The sequence below is a fragment of the Bradyrhizobium sp. SZCCHNS3002 genome, assembly GCF_032377435.1.
Lineage (GTDB): Bacteria > Pseudomonadota > Alphaproteobacteria > Rhizobiales > Xanthobacteraceae > Bradyrhizobium.
This window is the reverse complement of the sequence record NZ_JAUHHY010000004.1, coordinates 297260-321727: the sequence shown is the minus strand read 5'-3', so window position 1 is coordinate 321727 and position 24468 is coordinate 297260. Positions and strand designations below refer to the sequence as shown.

The following is a 24468-nucleotide window of genomic DNA, read 5'->3' as shown; positions in this document are numbered from 1 at the left end:
CCCACCCCAGCCCTCCCCCACAAGGGGGGAGGGAGCAGACTGCGTATTGCCGTGGGAGCGGTGGAAAATCCGGCGAGACCTTGGCCATGCTGATGCTCATCGCCAAGCGCCTCGCTTTCGCGATCCCTTCGCTGATCGGCGTCGTGATCGTTACCTTCCTGCTCACCCGCGCCTTGCCCGGCGATCCCGCCGCGTACTTTGCCGGCCCCGCGGCGACCAAGGAGGCGGTGGAGCAGATCCGCAAGAAGCTCGGCTTCGACAAGCCGCTGATCGAGCAGTTCTTCCGCTACACCGTCGATCTCGCCCATGGCGACCTCGGCAGTTCGCTGACGACAGGGCAGCCGGTCGCCAGCGAGATCCGCAACCGCCTGCCGGCCTCGGCCGAGCTCACCTTTCTCGGCCTCTTGGTTTCGGTCGCGATCGCGCTGCCGCTCGGCGTGCTCGCGGCGACGCGGCCGGGGTCGTGGATCGACCATACCTGCCGTATCGTCACGACCGCGGGCGTCTCGCTGCCGGTGTTCTTCACCGGGCTGGTGCTGGTGTATGTGTTCTACTTCCGGCTCGGCTGGTCGCCGGCGCCGCTCGGCCGGCTCGACGTGTTTTATAGCGCGCCGGACCCCGTGACCGGCTTCTACCTCATCGATACGCTGATCGCGCGTGACGGTGAGGCGTTCCGCTCGGCGCTGAGCCAGTTGATTCTGCCCGCCGCGACGCTGGCGATCTTCTCGCTGGCGCCGATCGCGCGCATGACGCGCGCCTCGATGCTCTCGGTTCTGTCGTCGGAATTCGTGCGCACGGCGCGCGCCTCGGGGCTGTCGCCCTCGACCGTCACCGTGACCTACGCGTTCCGCAACGCCATGCTTCCGGTCATCACCACGCTGTCGATGGTGTTCTCCTTCCTGCTCGGCGCCAACGTACTCGTGGAGAAGGTGTTCGCCTGGCCCGGCATCGGCTCCTACGCGGTCGAGGCGCTGATCGCCTCCGACTTCGCGCCGGTGCAGGGTTTCGTATTGACGATGGCCGTGATGTACGTCGTCCTGAACCTCGTCATCGACATTCTCTATGGCGTCATCGATCCCCGTGTGAGGCTGGAAGGATGAGCACCGTCGCGCCGACCCTCGAGCCCGCTGTCTCCGCCCGCACCTCCGGTCTCATGGCCCTGATCGGGCACACGCGCTATGTGCTGGCCGAGAACAAGGTCACGGGCTTCGCCTTCGGGCTTCTGGTCGTGATCCTGTTCGCTGCGATCTTCGGCCCCTGGATCGTGCCGTATGATCCGCTGGCCAGCGACACGGCGTCCGCGCTGAAGCCGCCATCGGCGGCGCATTGGTTCGGCACCGATCAGCTCGGCCGCGACATCTTCAGCCGCGTCGTGGTCGCGACCCGGCTCGACACCTTCATCGCGGTCGCATCAGTGGCGCTGGTGTTCTTCATGGGCGGACTTGCCGGCGTCGCCGCCGGATTCTTCGGCGGCTGGACCGATCGCATCGTCGGCCGGATCGCCGATACCATCATGGCATTCCCGCTGTTCGTGCTGGCGATGGGCATCGTCGCCGCGCTCGGCAACACCGTGCAGAACATCATCATCGCCACCGCGATCGTGAACTTCCCGCTCTATGCGCGCGTCGCGCGGGCCGAGGCCAATGTCCGCCGCAACGCCGGCTTCGTGCAGGCGGCGCGGCTGTCGGGCAACAGCGAGATGCGCATCCTGCTCGGCCACATCCTGCCGAACATCATGCCGATCATGATCGTGCAGATGTCGCTGACCATGGGCTACGCCATCCTCAATGCCGCCGGCCTGTCCTTCATCGGCCTCGGTGTGCGGCCGCCGACGGCGGAATGGGGCATCATGGTTGCCGAGGGCGCCTCCTTCATGGTGTCGGGCGAATGGTGGATCGCGCTGTTTCCGGGTCTCGCGCTGATGATCGCGGTGTTCTGCTTCAATCTGCTCGGCGATGGCCTGCGCGACATCGTCGATCCGCAGCGCAGGACGTAATGGGATGAGGGTGTCCCAACAAAACTCCGTCACTGCCGGGCTTGACCCGGCAATCCATCCCCTCAAGCGAGACTTCATCGGTCTGATGGATGCGCGGGTCAAGCCCGCGCATGACGATGGGAATACGCGGAGCCACACATGACCGCCCAGCCGCTGCTCGACGTTCGCGATCTCACGGTCGAATTCTCCACCCGGCGCGGCGTCGTCAAGGCGGTGCAGCATGTCGATATCTCCGTCGCCAAGGGCGAGACGCTCGCGATCGTCGGCGAGTCCGGCTCGGGCAAGTCGGTGACGTCGTATGCGGTGATGCGCATCCTCGATCGCGCCGGGCGCATTGCCGAGGGATCGGTGATGTTCTCCGGCGTCGACGTCAGGGCGGCCGAGGAAAGCGCGATGCGCGATCTGCGCGGGCGCGAGATCTCGATGATCTTTCAGAACCCGCGCGCGGCCCTCAACCCGATCCGCAAGGTGGGCCAGCAGATCGAGGACGTGCTGAAACAGCACGCCCAGGCGGCCGCAACCGATCGCGCCGAGAAGGCCATAGCTGCGCTCGAGCAGGTCAAGATCGCGCGCCCGCGCGAGCGCTACCACGCCTATCCGTTCGAATTGTCCGGCGGCATGTGCCAGCGCGTCGTCATCGCGCTGGCGCTGGCCTGCAACCCGCAGCTCCTGATCGCCGACGAGCCGACCACCGGCCTCGACGTCACCACGCAGAAGGCGGTGATGGACCTGGTCGTCGAGCTCACCAAGAGCCGGGGCATGTCGACGATCCTGATCACGCATGATCTCGGTCTCGCCGCGGCCTATTGCGATCGCGTGGTGGTGATGGAGAAGGGCCGGGTGGTCGAGACCGCCAAGGCCGCCGACATCTTCGCCAACCCGCAGCATCCCTACACGCGCAAGCTGATGCGCGCGACGCCGCGCCTCGGCGTGTCGCTGCGGGATCTGCTGCCGGAGGAGGAGGCGCTGGCGGCGCCTAATACTCTCTCCGTCATGGCCGGGCTTGACCCGGCCATCCATCCCACTTCGCAGGACTCGCTCCAGGCGATGGACCCCCGGGGCAAGCCCGGGGGTGACGAGCGGAGTGGGGAGGGCGAGCGGAGTGCGGGTAGCGTTCGGCCGCTCCTGCTCGTCGACAAGCTGGTCAAGGAATATCCGCGCCAGGGCGCTACCGCGACACTGTCAAAGCTGTTCGGACGGAGGCCGGCGGTCGAGCCGGAGGTGTTCCGCGCGGTCGACGGCATCAGCTTCACGGTCGGTCATGGCGAGAGCGTTGGCCTGGTCGGCGAATCCGGCTGCGGCAAATCGACCACGTCGATGATGGTGATGCGGCTGCTCGACCAGACGTCGGGCCGCATCAGCTTCGATGGTGAGGAGATCGGCAACATCCTGCCGCAGGCATTTGCCCGGCTGCCGCTGCGCAGCCGGATCCAGATGGTGTTCCAGGATCCGACCGATAGCCTCAACCCGCGCTTCACCGCAGCGCGCGCCATCGCCGATCCAGTCCTGCAGCTCGGCGATATCAGGGGCCGCGACGCGCTTCGTGCGCGCTGCGAGGAGCTCGCGACCATGGTCGGTCTGCCGCTCAACCTGCTCGACCGCTTCCCGCATCAATTGTCCGGCGGCCAAAAGGCCCGCGTCGGCATCGCGCGCGCCATCGCACTGCACCCGAAGCTCGTCATCCTCGACGAGCCCACGGCGGCGCTCGACGTCTCCGTGCAGGCGGTCGTGCTCAATCTGCTGCAGGACCTCAAGCAGCAGTTAGGTATGAGCTATCTGTTCGTCTCCCATGATTTGAATGTCGTGCGGCTGTTGTGCGATCGTGTGATCGTGATGCGGTCGGGCCGAATCGTCGAGGAAGGCACCTCCGAACGTGTGCTAGGTGATCCGCAGGATGCCTATACGCGGGAGTTGTTGACGGCGATTCCGCACCCGCCATTGCCGGCGCATTGAGCGTGAAAGCTTGAAGGGAAAAGCTGATGGCGGAGCCATTGGACGACTACATCGACGCAGTCGGGCGTGCATTGGCCCTGCCGATCGAGGACGCGTGGCGCCCGGCGATCCGGGCCAATCTCGAGGTCTCGCTGAGGATGGCGAAGCTGGTCGACGAATTCTCCCTGCCCGACGAAGCCGAGCCTGCCAGTGTCTTCACCGCTTAGTTCTCCCGAGATGACCGCGAGCGCCGTCGCCGCCGCGGTCGCCGCCGGCAAGCTCACCGCCGTCGAGGCGACCGACGCCGCGCTGGCGCGGATCATGGCCCGCGATGGTGTGCTCAATTCGTTTACCGACGTCACCGCCGAGCGGGCGCTCGCGAAGGCCCGCGCCGTGGATGCTGACATTGCGGCCGGGAAGCCGGTTGGTCCGCTCGCCGGCGTGCCGTTCGCGGTGAAGAACCTGTTCGATGTCGAGGGGCTGCCGACCCGCGCCGGCTCCAGGATCAACCGCGATCGCACCCCGGCGACACGCGATGCGACGCTGATCGCGCGCATGGAAGCCGCCGGCGCCGTCCTGGTCGGTGCGCTGAACATGGGCGAATACGCCTACGACTTCACCGGCGAGAACGTCCATGACGGTCCGTCGCGCAATCCGCACGATCCGACGCGGATGAGCGGCGGTTCGTCCGGCGGCTCGGGCAGCGCTGTCGGCGGCGGCCTGGTGCCGATTGCGCTCGGCTCCGATACCAACGGCTCGATCCGCGTGCCGTCGTCGTTCTGCGGCATCTTCGGCCTCAAGCCGACCTACGGCCGGCTGTCGCGGGCGCGCTCGTTTCCGTTCGTCATGAGCCTGGATCATCTCGGTCCGTTCGCACGCTCGGTCGAGGATCTCGCGCTCGCCTATGACGTGATGCAGGGGCCAGATGCGGACGACGCCGCGTGCACCGCGCGTGAGCCGGAGCCGGTCTCCGGCCAGCTCTCGCAAGGCATCGGCAGTCTGCGCATCGCCCTTGCCGGAGGGCACTTCCAGACGAATCTGTTTCCTGAAGCCGCCGAAGCGGTCGCTCGTGTCGCGGCTGCGCTAGAGGTCACCGAGGTGGTCGAGGTGCCCGAAGCGGCGCGCGCCCGCGCCGCGGCTTATGTCATCAGCACCACCGAGGGCGCCTCGCTGCATCTCGACCGGCTGCGCACGCGCGCGGGTGATTTCGATCCGGCGGTGCGCGACCGCCTGATTGCGGGTGCGATGATTCCGGCGCCGATGGTGGACCGCGCGCAGAAATTCCGCCGCTGGTATCGCGGCAAGGTGCTCGAACTCTTCAAGTCTGTCGACGTGCTGATCGCGCCCGCAACGCCCTGCGTTGCGCCCAGGCTCGGGCAGGCGACCTTCGTGCTCGACGGCGTCGAGCTGCCGGTGCGCGCCAATATCGGCATTCACACGCAGCCGATCTCGTTCATCGGGCTCCCCGTCGTCGCCGTTCCGATTCCGCTCGAGCCGATGCCCATCGGCGTGCAGATCATCGCGGCGCCCTGGTGCGAACATGTCGCATTGCGTGTGGCCCACGCCTTGCAACAGCTTGGCGTCGCCGCTGCGCCGGCCCCGAGAGGAGTTCTGGAGAATGGAAGTCGATCTGCCTGACGTCGTCGCGGAAGTCACCGCGCAGTTCCAGCGCTATGAACAGGCGCTGGTCCGCAACGACGTCGCCGTGCTCGACGAGCTGTTCAAGCAGGACTCCCGCACGCTGCGCTACGGCATCGGCGAGAACCTCTACGGCTACAGCGAGATCGCGGCGTTTCGCGCCGCGCGCTCGCCGGCTGGACTGATGCGGCGGACCGCCCGCACCGTGATCACCACCTACGGCCGTGACGCTGCGGTCGCCTCGACGCTGTTCTATCGTGACACCGCGCCCGGCAAGGTCGGACGCCAGATGCAGACCTGGGTCCGGTTTCCGGAAGGCTGGAAGATCGTCGCCGCCCATGTCAGCATCATCGACGAAGCAAAGGGCGGCTGAAGATGAGCCTGGACGATCTACCGCCGCGAACGCGCCAGCGGCCCGCCCGCGAGTCCGAGATCAAGCGCATCGACCGCGCGCCGCCCGCGGTCGCGAAGATCACGCGCGCGGAGGAGCTGCGCCTGCAGCTCGCCGACGATATCGTGCGCGGCGCGCTGGCGCCGGGGGCGCCGCTGGACGAGACCGAGATCGCCAAGCGCTTCAACGTCTCGCGCACGCCGGTGCGCGAGGCGCTGCGTCAACTGGCGACGTCGGGGCTGATCGAGGCGCGTGCGCATCGCGGCGCCGTCGTGGCGCGGCCCTCGGCCGACCGCCTGACCGGCATGTTCGAGGCGATGGCCGAGCTCGAGGGCCTGTGCGCCGGTCTCGCGGCGCAGCGCATGACGCCGGTCGAGCGGCAGCGGCTGGAAGCCATCCACGAGGAGCTGCGCAATCTCAGCCACGCCGGCAATCCCGAGCGCTTCCACGAGGTGAACGAGCGCTTCCACAACGCGATCTATGCCGGCGCGCACAATGCCTACATCGCCGAGATCACCCTGGCGACGCGGGTGCGGGTGCAGCCGTTTCGCCGCGCTCAGTTCCGCAATCTCGGCCGCCTTGCCAAGTCGCATGCCGAGCACGACCGCGTTGTCGTCGCCATCCTGCGCGGCGACAAGGCCGGCGCGGCGAACGCGATGCGCGCCCATATCGAGCTGGTGCGCGGCGAGTACGAGATCTACGCGGTGTCGGTGTAGGTTTTCATTCGAGCGGTAGGGTGGGCAAAGCAGCCGCCGTTCGGCGGCAGCGTGCCCACCGTCCCACGGCGAGCTGATCACCAGCGGCATGGTGGGCACGGCGCCGCTGCTATTTCGCTCGGCGAGAGCGTGTGAACGCGCCTTTGCCCACCCTACGATTTTGCGCGTGGAGCCGTCAGTCCTTCTGCGCCATATACGCGCGCCAGCCGCCGAACTCGGAGATGTCGCGTGCGCCATCGAGCGCGGCGGGCTCGACGAGGAATCCCTTGGCGGTGCGGCCGTCCGCCAGCCGGATGGTGCCGATCGACAGCGGCGGCGGGATCAGGTTGACGAATTGGCCGAAGCCGGCGGCCGACAGCGCCCAGAGCTCGACGGCCATGGCGCTGCCCTTGCCATCGTCGATGCGCAGCATGCCGGGCTTGGGCGGCGTGGTCGACAGCGCATAGAGCTTGTAGTCCGGCGCGGTGGTCGTCGCCTCGAGCAGACGCCCGCCGAGGCTGGTCAGTTCGTGGTTCAATGCCATGCCCGAGAGATGCGCGCCGACGACGACGATGGCGATCTCGTCGCCATGCAGTGACGGTGACACAGGCGCGAGCGGCGGCAGCGGGATCGACTTGGCGCCGACCGGCAGCGCCGTGTCGGCATGAAAGGCGCGCCCAAGGCTGGCGAGCGCCGCATCGCGTCCAGCCGGCGCGAGCAGCGTGACGCCGAACGGAATGCCGTCGCTGCGCATGGCGGCAGGCACGGCGAGCCCGCAAAGATCGAGCAGGTTGACGAAATTGGTGTAGGTGCCGAGCCGGCTGTTGAGCTCGATCGGGTTGGCGAGCACGTCCGCGGTGGTATAGGCGGTCGGCGCCGTCGGCAGCACCAGCGCGTCGACGTCTGCGAACGTGCGCTCCGCCACCTTCCGCAGCCCCTGCAGACGATACAGCGCGGCAAACGTGTCGGCCGCGCTACCGCGCGCGCCGCCGATGGTGATCTCGCGCGTCACCGGATGGATCGCGTCGGGATCGGAGGCGAGGAGATCGCGGATCACGAGATAGCGCTCGGCAACCCACGGGCCTTCGTAGAGCAGCCGCGCGGTCTCATAGAACGGCTCGAGGTCGAATTCGACGAGCTCGGCGCCGACCTTGGCGAAGCGTGCGGCCGCGGCGGCATAGGCTGCTTCGGCGGCCTTGTCGCCGAAGAAGATCAACTGGCCCGAACGGGGAATGCCGAGCTTCACGCCCTTCGGAAAGGCCGTCACAGCGGCCACGGGGCGGTCGCGCGAAAACGGATCGAGCGGATCGGGCGCTGCCATCACCGACAGCGCCGCGACCGCGTCGTCGACCGTGAGCGAGAACACCGAGATGCAGTCGAGCGTGCGGCACGCCGGCACCAGGCCCGTGGTCGAGATCATGCCCAGACTCGGCTTCAGCCCGACGATGTTGTTGAGCATCGCCGGCACGCGGCCGGAGCCCGCCGTATCCGTTCCGAGCGACAGCGGCACGAGACCGGCCGAGACGGCCACGGCAGAGCCGGAGCTCGATCCGCCCGGCACGAGATCGGCGCGCACCGGGTTCTTCGGAATGCCATAGGGCGAGCGCACGCCGACGAGGCCGGTGGCGAACTGGTCGAGATTGGTCTTGCCGACGATGATCGCGCCGGCCGCGCGCAGCCGCCCCACCGCGGTGGAATCGCGAGATGGCGTGTACGCGAAGGCCGGGCAGGCGGCGGTGGTCGGCAGCCCCGCCACGTCGATGTTGTCCTTCACCGCGACGGGCACGCCGTAGAGCGGCAGCGATCTGTCCTTGTCGGCGAGGGCTTCGGCCTCCGCGAGCGCGTCCTTCTCGCCGCGCAGGCTGATGAAGATGGCGGGGTCGTTGTGCGCGCGAATCCGGGCGTAACAGCGCGCGATCGTGTCGCTTGGCTTTGTCAGGCCGGCGCGATGGGCGGCGACGATCTCGGCAATGGTCTCGGTCACGCGGCGCTCCGCGTCTCGTCCGAGCCCCAACTCTGGTCTGCCATTCTATTGCGCTCCGCTTCGCCAATCCTGCTGCGAACGTAGCAAGCCATGTGCCATTGTGTACACGGCCGGGATGCGGGCCCGACAAGGGAAAAATCTTGAAAGTCAGTGAGTTGGTATGACGTCCGACAAGCCGTTGGGCGATCGGACACGGTTGCCGAAGGCGATTTGCCTAATTGATGGGCAGGTTGGGCGCCGGCGCCACCTAGTACCCGCGCCGCTCGGCCTCCCCGCCGGTGATGCGCGCGAGCCGTGCCTCGGTGGCCGAGCCGGCGCCTCGGGCTGTCCGGAACGATGCAGACGGCGGGCGGCTCACGGTGGTTCCCGGCGATGGAACGTCGTCAGCCCCGCTGGGGAAGAACAGCAGTGCAACGCTCAGGCCGAGATTGATCAGCGCGCCAACCCACGTGCCGTGGTGCGATGATGTCGCCGCGTATTCGGGAAACCGGCCGGCGATCACGTAGTCCAGCACCATGACGGCGATCCAGGCCGGGATCACGCAGACCGGGTCCCAGCCGATGTCGCGGAAGCGCATCGCCTGCAGCATCACGTTCGCGACCAGGCAAAGGCCAATCAGCACCATGATCGGCAAGCTCACCGTCAGCGCCGACGTCTGCGGGGCGAGCGCGGCAAGGCCGACGGCCACAACCACGATCAGGACCACCGAAACCAGCGCAAGACCGAGCGAGGCGAGAAAATATTGCAGACGGCCGAGACGCGCATTGAAACCGAAAATGAACCCCAACATCCGCCACTCCCCGCAGGCCGAGCCGCAATCGAGGGCGCGGCCGACATGGCATATCAGGCTGAAATTGCCGCCCGCCTTCGCCGATAATTAGAATTGTATCGATCGCGTGCGACGGCGCTTTCGCGCTGCGACATCCCGCGCGGCCGAAAATATATCGTTGCTAAAGCAACTAATCTGTGGAACGATCGACCCGATCAGCAATGAGGCGCGGAATGATCCGCGTCTTGAAGAAGGGACGGGAACGTGATGCGCAGCCTGCTCGACGCAGGCGCGGCCGCTTGCGCGCGCGCCAACAGATTGCCGCAGCGGACAGGGCGGCCGCTCGGCGGTGGCCGCCGACGTGGCTCAGCTCGCGCCCGTGACGGCGTCGAGATTGTCGTGGATCCGGCGCAGCAGGGTGATCAGGACTTCCCGCTCATCCTTGTCGAGACAGGCGAGCAGACGCCGCTCGCGTTCCAGCGCGGCGACGATGACCTTGTCGTGCGTCGCGCGGCCCTTGGCCGTCAACGAAATCGAATGGCTACGGCCATCCGCCGGATCGTTGCGGATCGCGATCAGGCCGCGGCCCTTCATCAGCGCCAGGGTGCGGCTGACCGGCCCCTTGTCGAAGCCGATCACGCTGCAGATGCGCGAGGCCGGGATGCCCGGCTCGATCGCCAGCAGCGACATGATCCGCCATTCGGTGACGTTGACGCCGAAATTGCCCTGATAGAACGCGGTGGCGCTGTTCGACAGCTTGTTGGCGATGAAGGTGATGAAGGCCGGCACATAGCGGTCGAGATCGAGCGTGAGGCCGTGCCCCTCAGGCTCGCGCGGCGGCGCTTTGCGCGGCGTCCCGGATTTCTCGCTCATGATCCCCAGCGTCCATGCATCGCCACTCATACGGATAGGAAAAGCCGCATGACAAGGCCAAACTTCGGGAGCTCCGCATGAACCCAACAGGTCTTTCCCCCGCTGCCGGCGTGGCGCCGGCCATCCCGCACCTCGCCATCGACCCGTTCTCGCATGAATTCTTCGACGATCCCTATCCGGCGCATCAGGAGATGCGCGAGGCCGGCCCCGTCGTTCATCTGGACGCATGGAACGTCTACGGCGTCGCCCGCTATGCCGAGGTCTACGCCGTCCTCAACGATCCCCAGACGTTCTGCTCCAGCCGCGGCGTGGGCCTGAGCGACTTCGCCAAGGAAAAGCCGTGGCGGCCGCCGAGCCTGATCCTCGAGGCGGATCCGCCAGCGCATACGCGCACCCGCGCGGTGCTGAGCAAGGTGCTGTCGCCGGCCGTCATGAAGCGGCTGCGCGACGGCTTCATGGCGGCGGCCGAGGCCAGGATCGACGAACTCGTGGCGCGCGGCACCTTCGACGCGATTCCGGATCTCGCCGAAGCCTACCCTTTGTCGGTGTTCCCCGATGCGCTCGGGCTGAAGCCGGAGGGGCGCGGGCATCTCATCCCCTATGCGAGCCTGGTGTTCAACGCCTTCGGGCCGCCGAATGAGCTGCGCCAGCAGGCGATCGAGCGCTCGGCGCCGCATCAGGCCTATGTCACGGAGCAGTGCCAGCGCGACAATCTCGCGCCCGGCGGCTTCGGTTCCTGCATCCACGCCTTCAGTGACAGCGGCGAGATCACGCCGGCCGAGGCGCCATTGCTGGTGCGCTCGCTGCTCTCGGCCGGCCTCGACACCACCGTCTACGGCATCGGCGCCGCGGTGTATTGCCTGGCGCGCTTCCCCGACCAATGGGCGCGGCTGCGCGCCGATCCGTCGCTGGCGCGCAACGCGTTCGAGGAGGCCGTACGTTTCGAAAGCCCGGTGCAGACCTTCTTCCGCACCACCACGCGTGATGTCGAACTCGGCGGCGTCACGATCCCCGAAGGCGAGAAGGTGCTGATGTTCTTAGGTAGCGCCAATCGCGACCCGCGCCGCTGGGAGCAGCCCGACGCCTACGACGTCACCCGAAAAGTCTCCGGCCATGTCGGCTTCGGCTCGGGCATCCACATGTGCGTCGGCCAGCTCGTCGCACGGCTCGAAGGCGAGGCGGTGTTGACGGCGCTCGCGCGCAAGGTCGCGAGCATCACGATGAGCGGCGAGCCGAAGCGCCGCTACAACAACACGCTGCGCGGGCTGGAGAGCCTGCCGGTGACCTTCACCCCAGCCTGCACTCCAGCCTGAGTCATGCCATGACGACGATCACTTTCCTTCATCCCGACAACCGCAGCGAAAGCGTGGAGGCCGAGGACGGCGCCAGCGTCATGCTCGCGGCGCTGACCCACGGCATCGATGGCATCGTCGCCGAATGCGGCGGCAATGCCGTCTGCGCCACCTGCCACGTCTATGTCGACGACGCCTGGACAGCGAGGCTCGATCCGGTCTCCGACGACGAGGATGCGCTGCTCGATGGCACGGCGGCGGAGCGGCTGCCGAACAGCCGCCTGTCCTGCCAGATCAAGGTGCAGCCGGCGCTGGCCGGTCTGGTCGTGCGTATCCCGGACAAGCAGAGCTGACGGCTTCGACAACAATCAAAACAAGCAACACATGGGGAAGGAACACATGAAGCAACTCAGGACCTGTGCGCTCGCGCTGGCCGCATCATTGGGCGTCTCGGCCGGAGCATCCGCCGGCGAGATCTCAGACAACGTCGTGCGCGTGGGCGTGCTCAACGACATCTCCGGCATCTTCCAGGACACCAACGGCATGGGCTCGGTCGAGGCCGCGCGCATGGCGGCGGAGGATTTCAACGGCGGCGGCAAAGGCATCAAGGTCGAGATCGTCTATGCCGATCACCAGAACAAGGCCGATGTCGGCTCGGCGATCACGCGGAAATGGCTCGATGTCGACAAGGTCGATGCCGTCGTCGACGTGCCCAACTCGGCCGTCGGCCTCACGGTCAACGAGCTGCTGCGCAACAGCCGCATGACTTTCCTGGCCTCGTCGACCGCAAGCTCCGATCTCACCGGCAAGGCGTGCTCGCCCAACACCATCCAGTGGGTCAACGACGCCTGGGCGACCGGCAACACCACGGCGGCCGCGATGATGGGCCGTGGCGGCAAGGACTGGTACTTCATCACGGTCAACTACGCGCTCGGCCAGGGCATCGAGGCGGAGGCCACCAACTACATCGAGAAGCACGGCGGCAAGGTGCTGGGCTCGGCGAAGCATCCGCTCGGTACGACGGACTTCGCCTCGTTCCTGCTGCAAGCGCAGGGCTCCAAGGCGAAAGTCATCGGGTTGGCGAACGCCGGCGGCGACACCATCAACGCGGTCAAGCAGGCGTCCGAGTTCGGCATCCAGCAGGGCGGTCAGTCGCTGGTCGCGTTCCTGCTCTTCATCAACGACATCCACGGCATGGGCTTGAAGGCGGCGCAGGGCCTGCAACTGCTCGAAGCGTTCTACTGGGACATGGACGACGACACCCGCGCCTTCGCCAAGCGCTTCGCGGCGCGCCCCGGCATGAACGGCAAGATGCCGAGCGGCAACCAGGCCGGCGTCTATGCCTCGACGCTTGCCTACCTCAATGCGGTTGCGGCCACCGGCAGCGACGATGCCAAGGACGTCGTTCCGCAGATGAAGACGGTGAAGGGCAAGGACAAGCTGTTTGGCGACACCATGATCCGCGCCGACGGCCGCGTGGTGCATCCGATGTATCTGTTCGAGGTGAAGAAGCCGGAGGAGTCGAAATATCCGTACGACTACTATCGTCTGGTCTCGACGATCCCGGCCGAGCAGGCGTTTCGTCCGATCGCTGAAGGTGGTTGCGCGCTGGTGAAGTGACGCTCTTTGCGGGTGCCATGACGAGCATCCCAGCCGGCCGTGTCATGCTGACGCGGCCGGCTTCTGCTGTGCTGCAGTATCCTTAACAAGCACTATAGTTCTTGCCTTTGCCCGTTTCCGGGAATTATGGTGCATGGGCCGATCGCGCGCAGGATGAGCACCGCGCGACGGATGCTGCGGCGAAACGCCGCCGCGGGTCGTGCTGCTGCGTGGCGGCGACGAAACAACGATAAGAACGAATTTGTTTGAGGGGAGGGAAGACCATGAAGAGCTTCTGGCTGGCGAGCGCCGCGGCACTGCTGTTTTCGAGCACGGCCTTTGCCGGCGACACCATCAAGATCGGCTTCGTCTCGACGTTCAGCGGTCCGACCGCCGTGATCGGCAACGACATGCGCAACTCGTTCGAGCTCGCGCTCGACCATCTCGGCCGCAAGATCGACGGCAAGCCGGTCGAGGTGATCTACGAGGACGACCAGCAGAAGCCTGACGTCGGCAAGCAGAAGACCGAGAAGCTGGTGCAGTCCGACAAGGTGGACTTCATCGTCGGCTACATCTGGTCGAACGTGCTCTTGGCCTCGCTGAAGACCGCGGTGGATTCCCAGACCTTCCTGATCTCGGCCAATGCCGGCCCGTCGCAGCTCGCCGGCGAATTGTGCTCGCCTTACGTGTTCTCGACCTCCTGGCAGAACGACCAGACGCCCGCCGCGATGGGCCTCTACATGAACCAGAAGGGCGTCAAGTCGGTGTTCCTGATCGGCCCGAACTATGCCGCCGGCAAGGACATGCTGGCCGGCGTGAAGAGCACCTTCAAGGGCCAGGTCGTCGGCGAGGAATACACGGTGTGGCCGAGCCAGCTCGACTTCTCCGCCGAGCTCTCCAAGGCGCGCGCCTCCGGCGCCGAGTCGATCTTCGTGTTCTATCCAGGTGCGGCCGGCGTGCAGTTCCTCAATCAATACGCGCAGGCCGGGCTCAAGGAGAAGATGCCGCTCTACACCGCCTTCACCGTCGACGAATTGTCGCTGCCGCTGCAGAAGGACAATGCGATCGGCGTGCCCGGCGCCCAGGAATGGGTCAACGACCTGCCGAACGAGCAGAACAAGAAGTTCGTCGCCGACTACCGCAAGAAATACACCGGCCTGCGTCCGACCTATTACGGCGCCCAGGCCTATGACGCGGCCCAGCTGATCAACAGCGCCGTGGTTGCGGTCAAGGGCGACACGTCCAAGAAGGACGCGATGAAGGCCGAGATGGAGAAGGCCAACTTCAAGTCGCTGCGCGGCTCCTTCAAATTCGGCAACAACCACATCCCGATCCAGAACTTCTACCTGCAGGACGTGGTCAAGGACACCGACGGCCAGCTCTCGTTGAAGACGGTCGCCACCATCGTCGAGAACGACCAGGACCGCTTCCACGACAAGTGCCCGATGAAGTGAGCGAAAAGAATTCCGAGCCAGCGGCCGAAACAGGCCTGGAATTTGCTTGAAGCTTAAAACATCTCCGGCCTAAGATCGGGACGGACATGGCGGCAGCGCCTGGAACGGGTTCTGCCGCCGTCTTTTTAAGCGTGAAGTGAGGGGCATGCTTCTCGTCGTCGAACAATTCCTGAATGGGCTGCAGTTCGGACTGCTGCTGTTCCTGCTGGCCGCCGGCCTGACGCTGGTGTTCGGCATCATGGACTTCGTGAACCTCGCCCACGGCTCGCTCTACATGATGGGCGCCTATTTCGCAGCGACGTTCGTGGCCTGGACTGGCAGCTTCGTGCTCGGTGCGGTCATGGCGCTCGGAGCCACGCTTCTGCTCGGCATCGTGCTCGAATTCACGGCACTGCGCCATCTCTATGGGCGTGATCACCTTGACCATGTGCTCGCGACGTTCGGCCTGATCCTCTTCTTCAACGAGGCCGTCCGGCTGATCTGGGGCCCGGCGGGACTGGCGCTGCCGCTGCCGTCCTGGCTCGCCTTCCCGGTCACGATCCTGCCCGGCATCCAATATCCCGCCTATCGGCTCGCCATCATCGTCGTGGCGCTCCTGGTGGCGCTGCTGCTCTATCTCGGGGTGATGCGGACGCGGATCGGCATGCTGATCCGCGCCGGCGCCTCCAACCGCGAGATGATCGGTGCGCTCGGCATCAACATCAAGCTGCTATATACGCTGGTGTTCGGCCTCGGCGCCGCGCTCGCGGGCCTCGCCGGGCTGATGCAGGCGCCGATCCTGACCGTGCAGATCGGCATGGGCGAGAACATCCTGATCCTTGCCTTCGTCGTGATCGTGATCGGCGGCATCGGCTCGATCCGCGGCGCCTTCATCGCCGCGATCATGATCGGCCTGATCGACACGATGGGCCGCGCCTTCCTGCCAAACCTGTTGCGCCAGGTGCTGAACTCGGCGGCGGCGTCCACGGCGGCGCCGGCGATGTCGTCGATGCTGATCTATCTCCTGATGGCGATCGTGCTGGTGGCGCGGCCTGAAGGTCTGTTTCCGGCCAACCGCAGATGAAATCACAGCTCAACGTCTCAAGCCTCGTGGCCGCACTCGTCGTGGCCGGCCTGGTGCTGCTGCCGGTCTATTCCAACCTCTCCGGCAACATTTTCATCCTCACGCTGTTCACCCGCATCGTGATCCTGGCGCTGGCGGCCGTCAGCCTCAACCTCATCATGGGCTATGGCGGCATGATGAGCTTCGGCCATGCCGCCTATCTCGGCATCGGCGGCTACGCCGTCGGCATCCTGGCGCAGGAAGGCATCGGCTCCGGCTGGGCGCAGTTCGCGGTGGCGATCGCGGTGTCGGCGCTCTATGCGCTGGTGATCGGTGCGCTTTCCCTGCGCACCCGCGGCGTCTATTTCATCATGATCACGCTGGCTTTCGCGCAGATGGCCTACTACGTCGCGTCCGGCCTCGCCCGTTACGGCGGGGATGATGGGCTCACCGTCTACAAGCGCAGCGATTTCGGTGGCCTGATCAACCTCGGCAACCGCGTGCAGTTCTATTATCTCTGCCTGTGCTGCCTGCTTGCCGTCGTGGTGCTGATCTGGCGCATCGTCAATTCGCGCTTCGGCCTCGTGCTGCAGGGCCTGCGCTCCAACGAGCAGCGCATGCAGGCGATCGGCTTCCCGTCGAAGCGGTACAAGCTGGCGTGCTTCGTCATCGCCGGCATGCTGTGCGGCCTGTCCGGTGCGCTGCTTGCCAACAATACCGATTTCGTCAGCCCTGCCGTGATGTACTGGACCCGCTCCGGCGATCTCATGGTGATGGTCATCCTCGGCGGCATGGGCACCCTGATGGGGCCGGTCGTCGGCGCGGTGGTGTTCCTGGTGCTGGAAGAGGTGCTGTCGCAGATCACCGAATATTGGGCGTTGATCATGGGGCCGCTGCTGCTCCTGATCGTGCTGTTCGGCCGCGGCGGCATCATGGGCATGCTCGGGAGGTTGAACCGTGGCTGAGCCGCTGCTTCGCGTCGACAATCTCGTGCGCCGGTTCGGCGGCATCGTCGCCACCGATCACGTCTGCCTGGACGTTGCCAAGGGCGAGATCCACGCCATCATCGGGCCGAACGGCGCCGGCAAGACCACGCTGATCAGCCAGCTCACCGGCCACCTGGCGCCGCATGCGGGGCGCATTTTCTTAGGCGGCCGCGACATCTCGCATTTCCCCGCCTATAAGCGCAGCGCACTGGGGCTGGCGCGTTCGTTCCAGATCACCTCGCTGCTGACCGACTTCACCGCGGCCGACAATGTCGCGCTGGCGGCGCAAGCCCATGACGGCAAGCACTCGTTCCGTTTCTTCGCAGCCGCGCGCAAGGACAAGCCGCTGCGCGCCGCCGCGCACGCCGCGCTGGAGCGCGTCGGACTCGGCCATCGCGCCGACGTGCTGGTGTCGAAGCTCAGCCATGGCGAGCAGCGCGAGCTGGAGCTCGCCGTCGCGCTCGCGACCAAGCCGCAGCTCCTGCTGCTCGATGAGCCGATGGCCGGCCTGGGGGTGACCGAGTCGCAGCGCATGGTGAAGCTGCTCAATGAGCTGCGCGACGAGGTCTCGATCGTGCTGGTCGAGCACGACATGGAGGCGGTGTTCGCCCTCGCCGACCGCATCTCGGTTCTTGTCTATGGCCGAATCATCGCCTCGGGCAGACCGGACGAGATCAGGCAGAACGAGGAGGTCAAGCGCGCCTATCTCGGCGATCAGCATGTGGTGGTCGGCCATGGGTGATCTGGGGACAAGCGCCATGCTGCTCGAGGTCGACGGCATCGAGACCTGTTACGGCCTGAGCCAGGTCTTGTTCGGCCTGTCGCTGGCGATCCGTCCCGGCGAGATGGTCTCGCTGATGGGCCGCAACGGCATGGGCAAGACCACCACGATCCGATCGATCATGGGCCTGACCCAGGCGCGCGCCGGCCTGATCCGCTTCAGCGGCCAGGAGACGCGAAAGCTGCCGTCCTACAGGATCGCCCAGCTCGGCATCGGCCTGGTGCCGGAGGGACGGCAGATCTTTCCGAATCTGACCGTCACCGAGAATCTCGTGGCGGCTTCGGCCAACCGGCTCGGCGCGTCCGATCCTTGGACGCTCGACAAGATCCACGCGCTGTTTCCGCGGCTCGCCGAACGCGGCAGCAACATGGGCAACCAGCTCTCCGGCGGCGAGCAGCAGATGCTGGCGATCGGCCGGGCGCTGATGACCAACCCAAAACTCCTCATTCTCGACGAGGCGACCGAGGGGCTGGCGCCGTTGATCCGCGAGGAGATCTGGAACTGCCTGTCGCTGCTGAAATCGCGCGGGCAGTCGATCCTGGTGATCGACAAGAATGTCGAGCATCTGACCCGCATCTGCGACCGCCACTATATCATCGAGCGTGGCCGCACGGTGTGGCACGGCACATCGGACCAACTGATGGCCGAGCCGGAGCTGCAGCACCGTTATCTCGGTATCTGAGGGCGGAGCGCTGCCGGCTATGACGACGTGGAAGCGGATTGACTCAAATCAAGATCGCGTCGCGCGAGGGGCGTAGATTTCATAGTCGTGCGGGCGTACGCCGATTTTTCGCATTGAGGCGCGGCGTGGACGGGATTATTCTTCAGGGTAGTACTTTGTTTCACCCTTTACCAAAGGTTGAGCAAATGCGTGCGCCTCATCTCCGAATCGAAGCACCGAAAAAGGCCGCGGCCAGTCTGCGCAGCTTCTGGTCTGCTCATTCCGACCTCGAGACGGCGCTTTGTCTCGCCTTCATGCTGATCGTCGGAATCATCGTCAAGATGACGCCGCCAACCTAGGCGCCGCCGATCTGCGCATCGCCGCCTCCGCGCTCAGCGGTCGAACGGGATGTACTTCTGGTATTCCTTCGGCACCCGGCTGCGATAGCGCGAGGGCACCTTGCCGCTGCGCAGGGAGTCTTCGACTTCCTGCCGGGTGGTCTTGGTACGCTTCTTCTTTTTCGTGGCGGCCGCATCGGCGGCCGGCTTTGTCTCGGCCGGCTTTTCGGTCGTGGCTGCCGGCGCCGGAGCAGGTGCCGCCGCGGCAGGGGAGGGACTTGGCGTCGGAGAGGGAGTTGCGGCGGGAGCAGGCTGGGCCGGCGCATCCGCTGCCGCTGCGCTCTGCGCCATGGCCGCTCGGGACGCAAGACTCACGACCAGCATGCTTGCCATTGCGATCCCTGACAACTTGATCATGACAACGAGACTCCCAACACAGCACCGGACGTGCCGACCTGATGAGGTCGTTCGCGCTCGGCCACCGGTTCATGCCACTGATGAATGGCCGCCGAGCGCCGACGATCCTCATCGCCTAAGATGAATTCGTGATGCCGTCTTTTTGAGCATATGCTGTGATTTGTTCCGTTGAATCGCAAGCATTTTCCGTGGCACGCGGATTGCTCTTCCAGTTGCTCAGAGTTGGCAGCTAGGGTTCCGGTTCTCGGTCGAGAACGCTGGTCCGAGAGCAGCCGCCAGGGGAGAGCCCTGGTGCACGGCGGGATAAAAACCCGGGAGACCTCAGTGGCCGCGCTTGGCAGGCACGAGGTTCTTCATGCCAGTCCGCGGTCAGAAAACCGATGAGGGACTGGACATGTTCAAAGCGCGAAATCTGTTTGTTGCCCTGCTCGCGGCATCGACGCTGGCGACCGCGTCGCTGTCATCAGCGTCAGCCGAGAAGAAGAAGGAATTCAACATCGCCTGGACGATCTATGTCGGCTGGATGCCGTGGCCCTATGCGGCCGAGTCCGGGATCGTCAGGAAGTGGGCCGACAAATACGGCATCACGATCAAGGTCACGCAGATCAACGACTACGTCGAATCGATCAACCAGTATACCGCCGGCAAGTTCGACGGCGTCACCGTCACTAACATGGATGCGCTGACCATCCCCGCTGCCGGCGGCGTCGACACGTCGGCCATCATCATGGGCGACTACTCCAACGGCAATGACGGCGTCGTGCTCAAGAAGGGCAAGACCATGGCCGACATCAAGGGCCAGAAGGTCAACCTCGTCGAGCTCTCGGTGTCGCATTATCTGCTGGCGCGCGGCCTCGAGACCGCGAAGCTGTCCGAGAAGAACATCAAGACGGTCAACACCTCGGACGCCGACATCGTCGCCGCCGCGAAGTCGCCGGACACGACGGCCGTGGTCACCTGGAATCCGCAGCTGCTGGAGGTGAAGGCCGAGCCTGGCGCGACGCTGGTGTTCGACTCCAGCAAGATCCCCGGCGAGATCGAGGATCTCATGGTCGTCAACAGTGCGACGCTCAAGGACAATCCCGAGCTCGGCAAGGCGCTGGTCGGCATCTGGTACGAGACCATCGCGCTGATGAAGGACCAGAGCGAGAAGGGCAAGGCCGCGCGCGAGGCCATGGCCAAGCTGTCGGGCACCGATCTCGCCGGTTTCGAGACCCAGCTCAAGACCACGTTCATGTATTATGAGCCGAAGGACGCGCTCGCCTTCGTGACCGGACCGGAATTGCCGAAGATCATGGATCTCGTGCGCACCTTCTGCTTCGATCACAACCTGCTTGGCGAGAACGTGAAGTCGAAGGACGCGGTCGGCATCTCCACGCCAACGAAGACGCTGGGCGCGGCCGGCAATGTCAAGCTGCGCTTCGATCCGACCTTCATGAAGATGGCCGCCGACGGGAAGCTCTGAGCCGTCTGTCCGCTGCGCAACTCGTGTCACCCCTCACCCTGAGGAGCTTGCGTCAGTAAGCGTCTCGAAGGGTGAGGCCGAGGTGGGCCTCATGGTTCGAGACGGCGCTGCGCGCCTCCTCACCATGAGGAGTTAGGGAGCCATCCATGACGCGTGCGATGAACGTCGTCCCGAACCGGGGCAGCCGGCTGTTGCTGGCGCTGCTGCCGTTCCTGCTGATCGCGCTGATCTACGTGGTGGGGTCGGCGCAGCGGCGTGCGGACAATCCCGACGACAAGCTGCTGCCGCCGGTCTCGGAGATGGTCGCGACCTCCAAGCGGCTCGCGACCGAGCCGGATCGTCGCTCCGGCGACTACGTGCTGTGGTCGGACACGGCGGCGAGCCTGCAGCGCCTCGCGCTCGGGCTCGGCATTGCCGCCGTCATCGGCCTCGTGCTCGGACTCGCCATCGGCTTGCTTCCGATCGCCGGCGCCGGCTTCGGCACGCTGATTGCGGTACTGTCGATGATCCCGCCGATGGCGGTGCTGCCGGTTCTGTTCATCGTGTTCGGCCTCGGCGAGCTGTCCAAGGTGGTGCTGATCATCATCGGCGTTACGCCGACCCTGGTGCGCGACCTCTCGCTCGAGGTGCAGAACATGCCGCGCGAGCAGCTGATCAAGGCGCAGACCCTGGGCGCCTCGACCTGGCAGGTCGCGATCCGCGTCGTGCTGCCGCAGATCATGCCACGCCTGATCCAGGGGCTGCGGCTCATGATCGGGCCCGCTTTCCTGTTCCTGATCTCGGCCGAGGCGATCGCCTCCGATGTCGGGCTCGGCTACCGCATCTTCCTGGTCCGGCGCTATCTGTCGATGGACGTGATCCTGCCTTACGTCGTCTGGATCACGCTGCTCGCCTACATCTTCGACTATGCGCTGGTCTGGTTCGGACGGCGCGCCTTTCCCTGGGCCTATGCGCGAGGGAGCCGCTGATGAGCACGCTGTCCTTCCGCAACGTCTGGGTCGAATATGGCAACCAGGTCGTGCTCGAGCGCATCAATCTCGAAATCGCCTCCGGCACCTTCCTGTCGATCGTTGGCCCTTCAGGTGCAGGCAAGAGCACCTTCCTGCGCCTGATCCTCGGCCAGGAGAGGCCGACCCAGGGCGCGGTGCTGCTCGATGGACAGCCGTTTCCGGCCGAGCCGGGGCCGGACCGCGGCATCGTGTTCCAGCGCTACTCGGTGTTCCCGCATCTGACCGTGCTCGGCAACGTGCTGCTCGGCTATGAGCTTGCCGGCAGCCCGTTCACGGCGCGGCTGTTCGGGTCGGCGCGCAAGGAGGCGATGGAGAAGAGCCGCGCGCTGATCGAGGCCGTCGGCCTGGCCGAGCATCGCGACAAATATCCGAGCGCGCTGTCCGGCGGCATGCAGCAGCGGCTGGCGATCGCGCAGGCGCTGGCGAAGCAGCCGCGGGTCCTGCTGCTCGACGAGCCCTTCGGCGCGCTCGATCCCGGCACCCGTGCGCAGATGCATGGGCTGATCAAGCCGTTGTGGCGCGAGCACAACATGACCATCGTGATGGTCACCCACGATATCAAGGAGGCGTTCGGCCTCGCCACCCGGCTGATCGCGCTCGACCGCCCGCGCAAGGATCCGCAGGCGCCGGAGCGCTTCGGCGCGCGCATCACCTACGATCTCGATCTCACCCGCGACAGCGCCGTGCCGGTGCTCGGATTCATCCGCGCCAGCCTGCAGGCGGCGCAATAGTCAGTTCAAGAAACGTCGAAAGAAACGAAGGAGAGTCTCCATGTCATTCCCACTCATGCGCCGGTCGCACCGCGCCGGATTGCACGCGCAGCGCCGGCTCATGCGGCGTCACCATCCGGACTTCGACAAGATGGCGACGCAAGGCTGGCAGGCGCTGGAGGCCGAGGGCAGGCTGCCGAGCAACGGCTGGCGCAGGGAGAAGCAATGGGCGCTCGACATGGGTTTGCCCGGCGCCGACACGCTGACGGATCGCGAGATCCCGACCTTTGCGCGCGGCGAGCTGCCGCATTTCGCCGGGATCAACACCTTCATGAAGGCGCCGTATGTCGAGAACGTCCGCGACGTCGGCAAATACGACGCCGCGGTGATCGGCATCCCCTTCGATTCCGGCACCACCTATCGGCCCGGCACCCGCTTCGGGCCGCAGGGCATCCGCCGCATCTCCGCGCTGTACACGCCCTACAACTACGAGCTCGGCGTCGACCTGCGCGAGCAGATGACCCTGTGCGATGCCGGCGACGTCTTCACCATCCCCGCCAACCTTGAAAAGAGTTTTGACCAGATCAGCCGCGGCGTCGCGCATGTGTTCTCGTCCGGGGCGCTGCCGATCATGCTCGGCGGCGACCATTCGATCGGCTTCCCCTGCGTTCGCGGCATCGCGCAGTGCACCGACAAGCGCATCGGCATCATCCATTTCGACCGCCACATCGACATCCAGGAGAAGGATCTCGACGAGCGCATGCACACCACGCCCTGGTACTGGGCGACCAACCTGCCGAACGTGTCGCCGACCAATCTTGTGCAGCTCGGCATCGGCGGCTGGCAAGTGCCCCGCGAGGGCGTCGAGGTCGCGCGCAAGCGCAACACCAACGTGCTGACCATCGCCGACATCGAGAAGATCGGCCTGGAGAAGACCGCCGAGATCGCGCTGGAATTGGCCTGGAAGGATGCCGACGCGGTCTACATCTCGTTCGACGTCGATTCCATCGATTGCGGCTTCGTGCCGGGCACCGGCTGGCCGGAGCCCGGCGGCTTCCTGCCGCGCGAGGCGCTGAAGCTGCTCGGCCTCGTCGCCGCCGAGGGCCTGTGCGGGCTCGAAGTGGTCGAGGTCTCGCCGCCCTACGACACCTCGGACATCACCGCGCTGATCGGCGTGCGCGTCGTCGTCGAGGCGCTCGGCTCGATGGTCGCCCACGGCAAGCTCGGCAGCCACAAGTCCATCATCAACAAGCCGGTCAGCTTCTGAGGCTCGCGATGCGTCATCATCACCACCATCATGGCCATCATCATCACGATCATGGCCATGCGCATGATCATGATCACCACCATGACCACGATCACCCCCCGCACGGTCCCGGTCACAACCATCCCCACGGCGGCCGCTCGCCGGTACAGTGGCAGACGCCGCATCAACCGGACGGCGCCAAGCCCGCCGCGGCGGCCGAACCGGATCTCGACAAGGTCGAGGCTGCCTTTGTCGACGGCTTCATCGCCGCGCCGGATCCGACCAGCTTCCTGCGGCTGGCGCGGGTTCCGTTCGAGATCCTGCGCGACGGCACGAGCCTCAAGCTGCTGCGCGTCGAGATCGACGCGCTGACCGATGTCGGCAGCCTGACGCCGCATCTCGGCGGCGGCACCTTCCGCTACGATCCGCTGCCGTCGAACTTCGTCTCCCGCCGCCGCCGGTTGCGCTTCGTCTATTTCGATGGCGCCAGCCTCAAGCCGCTCACCTACGCGGAGCTGCGGGAAATGGAATGAGCTTACCGCAGCGGCGTTCGCTTGAGCGCCGCTGCGAGGGCCTCGAAGCGGTCGACGACCTCCGGCAGCACATAGGATCGCACGGTGGACGCCGCTGCGATGCCGATCAGCAGCACGATGACATATTGAGCGGCGAGCAGGAGGGCGACGCGCCGCAGCCATGCCAGCCGCGGCCGGCGCTCGGCAGCGCGAGCGGGGCTCTGCGGCGCATCGGGAGCTGCAAGCAGCAGGTCGTCTCGGTCTCGCGAGACCTCGGACATCAGCTCAGTACCCCGACAGAATCTGTTCGAGGCGGGATTTGAGCCGCTTGTTGGTGCGTTCGCGGTCGCGCAGCGTGCGAGCCCATTCCAGCGAGACGACCTCGCTCTCCTTGTCGAAGGCGAGGCCGGCGCCGGCACCGTCGCGCCACACCATGCGGGCCGGCCGCGACCATCCGCGCCGTTCGATCGTGACGTCGACGCGGTCGGGCAGCAGCACGCTCCCTTCCAACTCGATCTTGATGCCGCGGTTGTTGAAGTTGCGCACGACGCAGGCGAGCGTCGAGCAGCCGGCGTTGAATGTCAGAACGCCGCCATAGTAGACGCGTTGGCGGGCCTCGTTGCGACGGTTGTCCATGACACGTCCTCCAGTCACTTAACGATCTATTAAGCAATCGG

At 65.9% G+C, this 24468-nt stretch carries 26 protein-coding genes, 1 pseudogene and 1 riboswitch; of the genes and pseudogenes, 21 read left to right on the top strand and 6 right to left on the bottom strand.

The genetic code is table 11. The features are described from left to right. Positions 1–86 precede the first annotated feature (86 nt). The 7 genes from QW845_RS11185 (at position 87) to QW845_RS11155 (ending at position 6673) form a co-directional block, all read left to right on the top strand. On the top strand, positions 87–1100 hold the full coding sequence (locus tag QW845_RS11185; RefSeq protein WP_315801632.1) for an ABC transporter permease: 1014 nt from the start codon (positions 87–89) through the stop codon (positions 1098–1100). Continuing rightward, the gene (locus QW845_RS11180; RefSeq protein WP_315801631.1) at positions 1097–1996 is read left to right on the top strand and encodes an ABC transporter permease; all 900 of its coding nucleotides are present in this window, start codon (positions 1097–1099) and stop codon (positions 1994–1996) included. The genes QW845_RS11185 and QW845_RS11180 overlap by 4 nt, the downstream gene beginning before the upstream one ends. A gap of 138 nt (positions 1997–2134) precedes the next feature. Next, entirely contained in the window at positions 2135–3949 is a 1815-nt protein-coding gene (locus tag QW845_RS11175) for an ABC transporter ATP-binding protein (RefSeq protein ID WP_315801630.1), read from the top strand. 26 nt (positions 3950–3975) lie between these two features. Next, a complete protein-coding gene (locus tag QW845_RS11170) occupies positions 3976–4155 on the top strand; it encodes a DUF4089 domain-containing protein (RefSeq protein ID WP_315801629.1) in 180 nt (59 codons plus the stop codon). Positions 4156–4165: 10 nt separating this feature from the next. Further along, positions 4166–5566 carry an AtzE family amidohydrolase gene (locus QW845_RS11165; protein WP_315801628.1) on the top strand — a complete coding sequence of 467 codons (1401 nt, stop codon included), beginning with the start codon at positions 4166–4168 and terminating at the stop codon, positions 5564–5566. After that, entirely contained in the window at positions 5547–5939 is a 393-nt protein-coding gene (gene hpxZ / locus QW845_RS11160) for an oxalurate catabolism protein HpxZ (RefSeq protein WP_315801627.1), read from the top strand. The genes QW845_RS11165 and hpxZ overlap by 20 nt, the downstream gene beginning before the upstream one ends. A 2-nt stretch (positions 5940–5941) precedes the next feature. Then, a complete protein-coding gene (locus tag QW845_RS11155) occupies positions 5942–6673 on the top strand; it encodes a GntR family transcriptional regulator (protein WP_315801626.1) in 732 nt (243 codons plus the stop codon). Between the two features lie 175 nt (positions 6674–6848). On the opposite strand, the gene atzF is transcribed toward QW845_RS11155, so the two are convergent. The 3 genes from atzF to QW845_RS11140 form a co-directional block, all read right to left on the bottom strand. Next, positions 6849–8636 carry an allophanate hydrolase gene (atzF, locus tag QW845_RS11150; protein WP_315801625.1) on the bottom strand — a complete coding sequence of 596 codons (1788 nt, stop codon included), beginning with the start codon at positions 8634–8636 and terminating at the stop codon, positions 6849–6851. Between the two features lie 247 nt (positions 8637–8883). Next, a complete protein-coding gene (locus QW845_RS11145) occupies positions 8884–9426 on the bottom strand; it encodes a DUF805 domain-containing protein (protein ID WP_315801624.1) in 543 nt (180 codons plus the stop codon). Between the two features lie 345 nt (positions 9427–9771). Then, positions 9772–10278, bottom strand: coding sequence for a MarR family winged helix-turn-helix transcriptional regulator (locus QW845_RS11140; protein WP_315801623.1), 507 nt, complete (start codon positions 10276–10278; stop codon positions 9772–9774). 77 nt (positions 10279–10355) lie between these two features. On the opposite strand from QW845_RS11140, the gene QW845_RS11135 reads away from it, so the two are divergent. From QW845_RS11135 to QW845_RS11095, 9 genes are all read left to right on the top strand, one after another. After that, positions 10356–11591: a cytochrome P450 gene (locus QW845_RS11135; protein WP_315801622.1), complete on the top strand. Its 1236-nt coding sequence runs from the start codon at positions 10356–10358 to the stop codon at positions 11589–11591. Between the two features lie 8 nt (positions 11592–11599). Then, a complete protein-coding gene (locus QW845_RS11130; RefSeq protein WP_315801621.1) occupies positions 11600–11923 on the top strand; it encodes a 2Fe-2S iron-sulfur cluster-binding protein in 324 nt (107 codons plus the stop codon). Between the two features lie 46 nt (positions 11924–11969). Beyond that, the gene (locus QW845_RS11125) at positions 11970–13190 is read left to right on the top strand and encodes an ABC transporter substrate-binding protein (protein WP_315801620.1); all 1221 of its coding nucleotides are present in this window, start codon (positions 11970–11972) and stop codon (positions 13188–13190) included. A gap of 263 nt (positions 13191–13453) precedes the next feature. After that, positions 13454–14623 (top strand): ABC transporter substrate-binding protein, encoded by a 1170-nt coding sequence (locus tag QW845_RS11120; RefSeq protein ID WP_315801619.1) that lies wholly within the window; start codon positions 13454–13456, stop codon positions 14621–14623. A 145-nt stretch (positions 14624–14768) separates the two neighbouring features. Further along, a complete protein-coding gene (locus tag QW845_RS11115; protein WP_315801618.1) occupies positions 14769–15686 on the top strand; it encodes a branched-chain amino acid ABC transporter permease in 918 nt (305 codons plus the stop codon). Next, the gene (locus tag QW845_RS11110; RefSeq protein ID WP_315801617.1) at positions 15683–16630 is read left to right on the top strand and encodes a branched-chain amino acid ABC transporter permease; all 948 of its coding nucleotides are present in this window, start codon (positions 15683–15685) and stop codon (positions 16628–16630) included. The genes QW845_RS11115 and QW845_RS11110 overlap by 4 nt, the downstream gene beginning before the upstream one ends. Further along, a complete protein-coding gene (locus QW845_RS11105; RefSeq protein WP_315801616.1) occupies positions 16623–17393 on the top strand; it encodes an ABC transporter ATP-binding protein in 771 nt (256 codons plus the stop codon). Before QW845_RS11110 ends, QW845_RS11105 begins: the two co-directional genes overlap by 8 nt. Positions 17394–17409: 16 nt before the next feature. Continuing rightward, positions 17410–18114, top strand: a complete 705-nt coding sequence (locus tag QW845_RS11100) for an ABC transporter ATP-binding protein (protein ID WP_315801771.1) — start codon at positions 17410–17412, stop codon at positions 18112–18114. Positions 18115–18152: 38 nt separating this feature from the next. Continuing rightward, the gene (locus QW845_RS11095; protein WP_315801615.1) at positions 18153–18452 is read left to right on the top strand and encodes a hypothetical protein; all 300 of its coding nucleotides are present in this window, start codon (positions 18153–18155) and stop codon (positions 18450–18452) included. A gap of 33 nt (positions 18453–18485) precedes the next feature. On the opposite strand, the gene QW845_RS11090 is transcribed toward QW845_RS11095, so the two are convergent. Then, positions 18486–18848: a hypothetical protein gene (locus QW845_RS11090; RefSeq protein ID WP_315801614.1), complete on the bottom strand. Its 363-nt coding sequence runs from the start codon at positions 18846–18848 to the stop codon at positions 18486–18488. 218 nt (positions 18849–19066) lie between these two features. Beyond that, a riboswitch (guanidine-I (ykkC/yxkD leader) is annotated at positions 19067–19168 on the top strand. Between the two features lie 74 nt (positions 19169–19242). Here QW845_RS11090 and QW845_RS11085 point away from each other — a divergent pair. The 5 genes and pseudogenes from QW845_RS11085 to QW845_RS11065 all read left to right on the top strand — a co-directional run. Beyond that, positions 19243–20313: a putative urea ABC transporter substrate-binding protein gene (locus QW845_RS11085; RefSeq protein WP_315801613.1), complete on the top strand. Its 1071-nt coding sequence runs from the start codon at positions 19243–19245 to the stop codon at positions 20311–20313. A 146-nt stretch (positions 20314–20459) separates the two neighbouring features. Continuing rightward, a complete protein-coding gene (locus tag QW845_RS11080; RefSeq protein ID WP_315801612.1) occupies positions 20460–21281 on the top strand; it encodes an ABC transporter permease in 822 nt (273 codons plus the stop codon). Next, positions 21281–22054 carry an ABC transporter ATP-binding protein gene (locus tag QW845_RS11075; protein WP_315801611.1) on the top strand — a complete coding sequence of 258 codons (774 nt, stop codon included), beginning with the start codon at positions 21281–21283 and terminating at the stop codon, positions 22052–22054. The genes QW845_RS11080 and QW845_RS11075 overlap by 1 nt, the downstream gene beginning before the upstream one ends. A gap of 40 nt (positions 22055–22094) precedes the next feature. Further along, complete coding sequence (locus QW845_RS11070) at positions 22095–23300, top strand: arginase family protein (RefSeq protein ID WP_315801610.1); 1206 nt, start codon at positions 22095–22097, stop codon at positions 23298–23300. 143 nt (positions 23301–23443) lie between these two features. Beyond that, a pseudogene (locus QW845_RS11065) lies at positions 23444–23812 on the top strand (hypothetical protein); the annotation flags it as partial. Positions 23813–23814: 2 nt separating this feature from the next. On the opposite strand, the gene QW845_RS11060 reads toward QW845_RS11065, so the two are convergent. After that, entirely contained in the window at positions 23815–24072 is a 258-nt protein-coding gene (locus QW845_RS11060; protein WP_315801609.1) for a hypothetical protein, read from the bottom strand. 4 nt (positions 24073–24076) lie between these two features. Beyond that, a complete protein-coding gene (locus QW845_RS11055; RefSeq protein ID WP_315801608.1) occupies positions 24077–24427 on the bottom strand; it encodes a PilZ domain-containing protein in 351 nt (116 codons plus the stop codon). Positions 24428–24468: the final 41 nt, after the last annotated feature.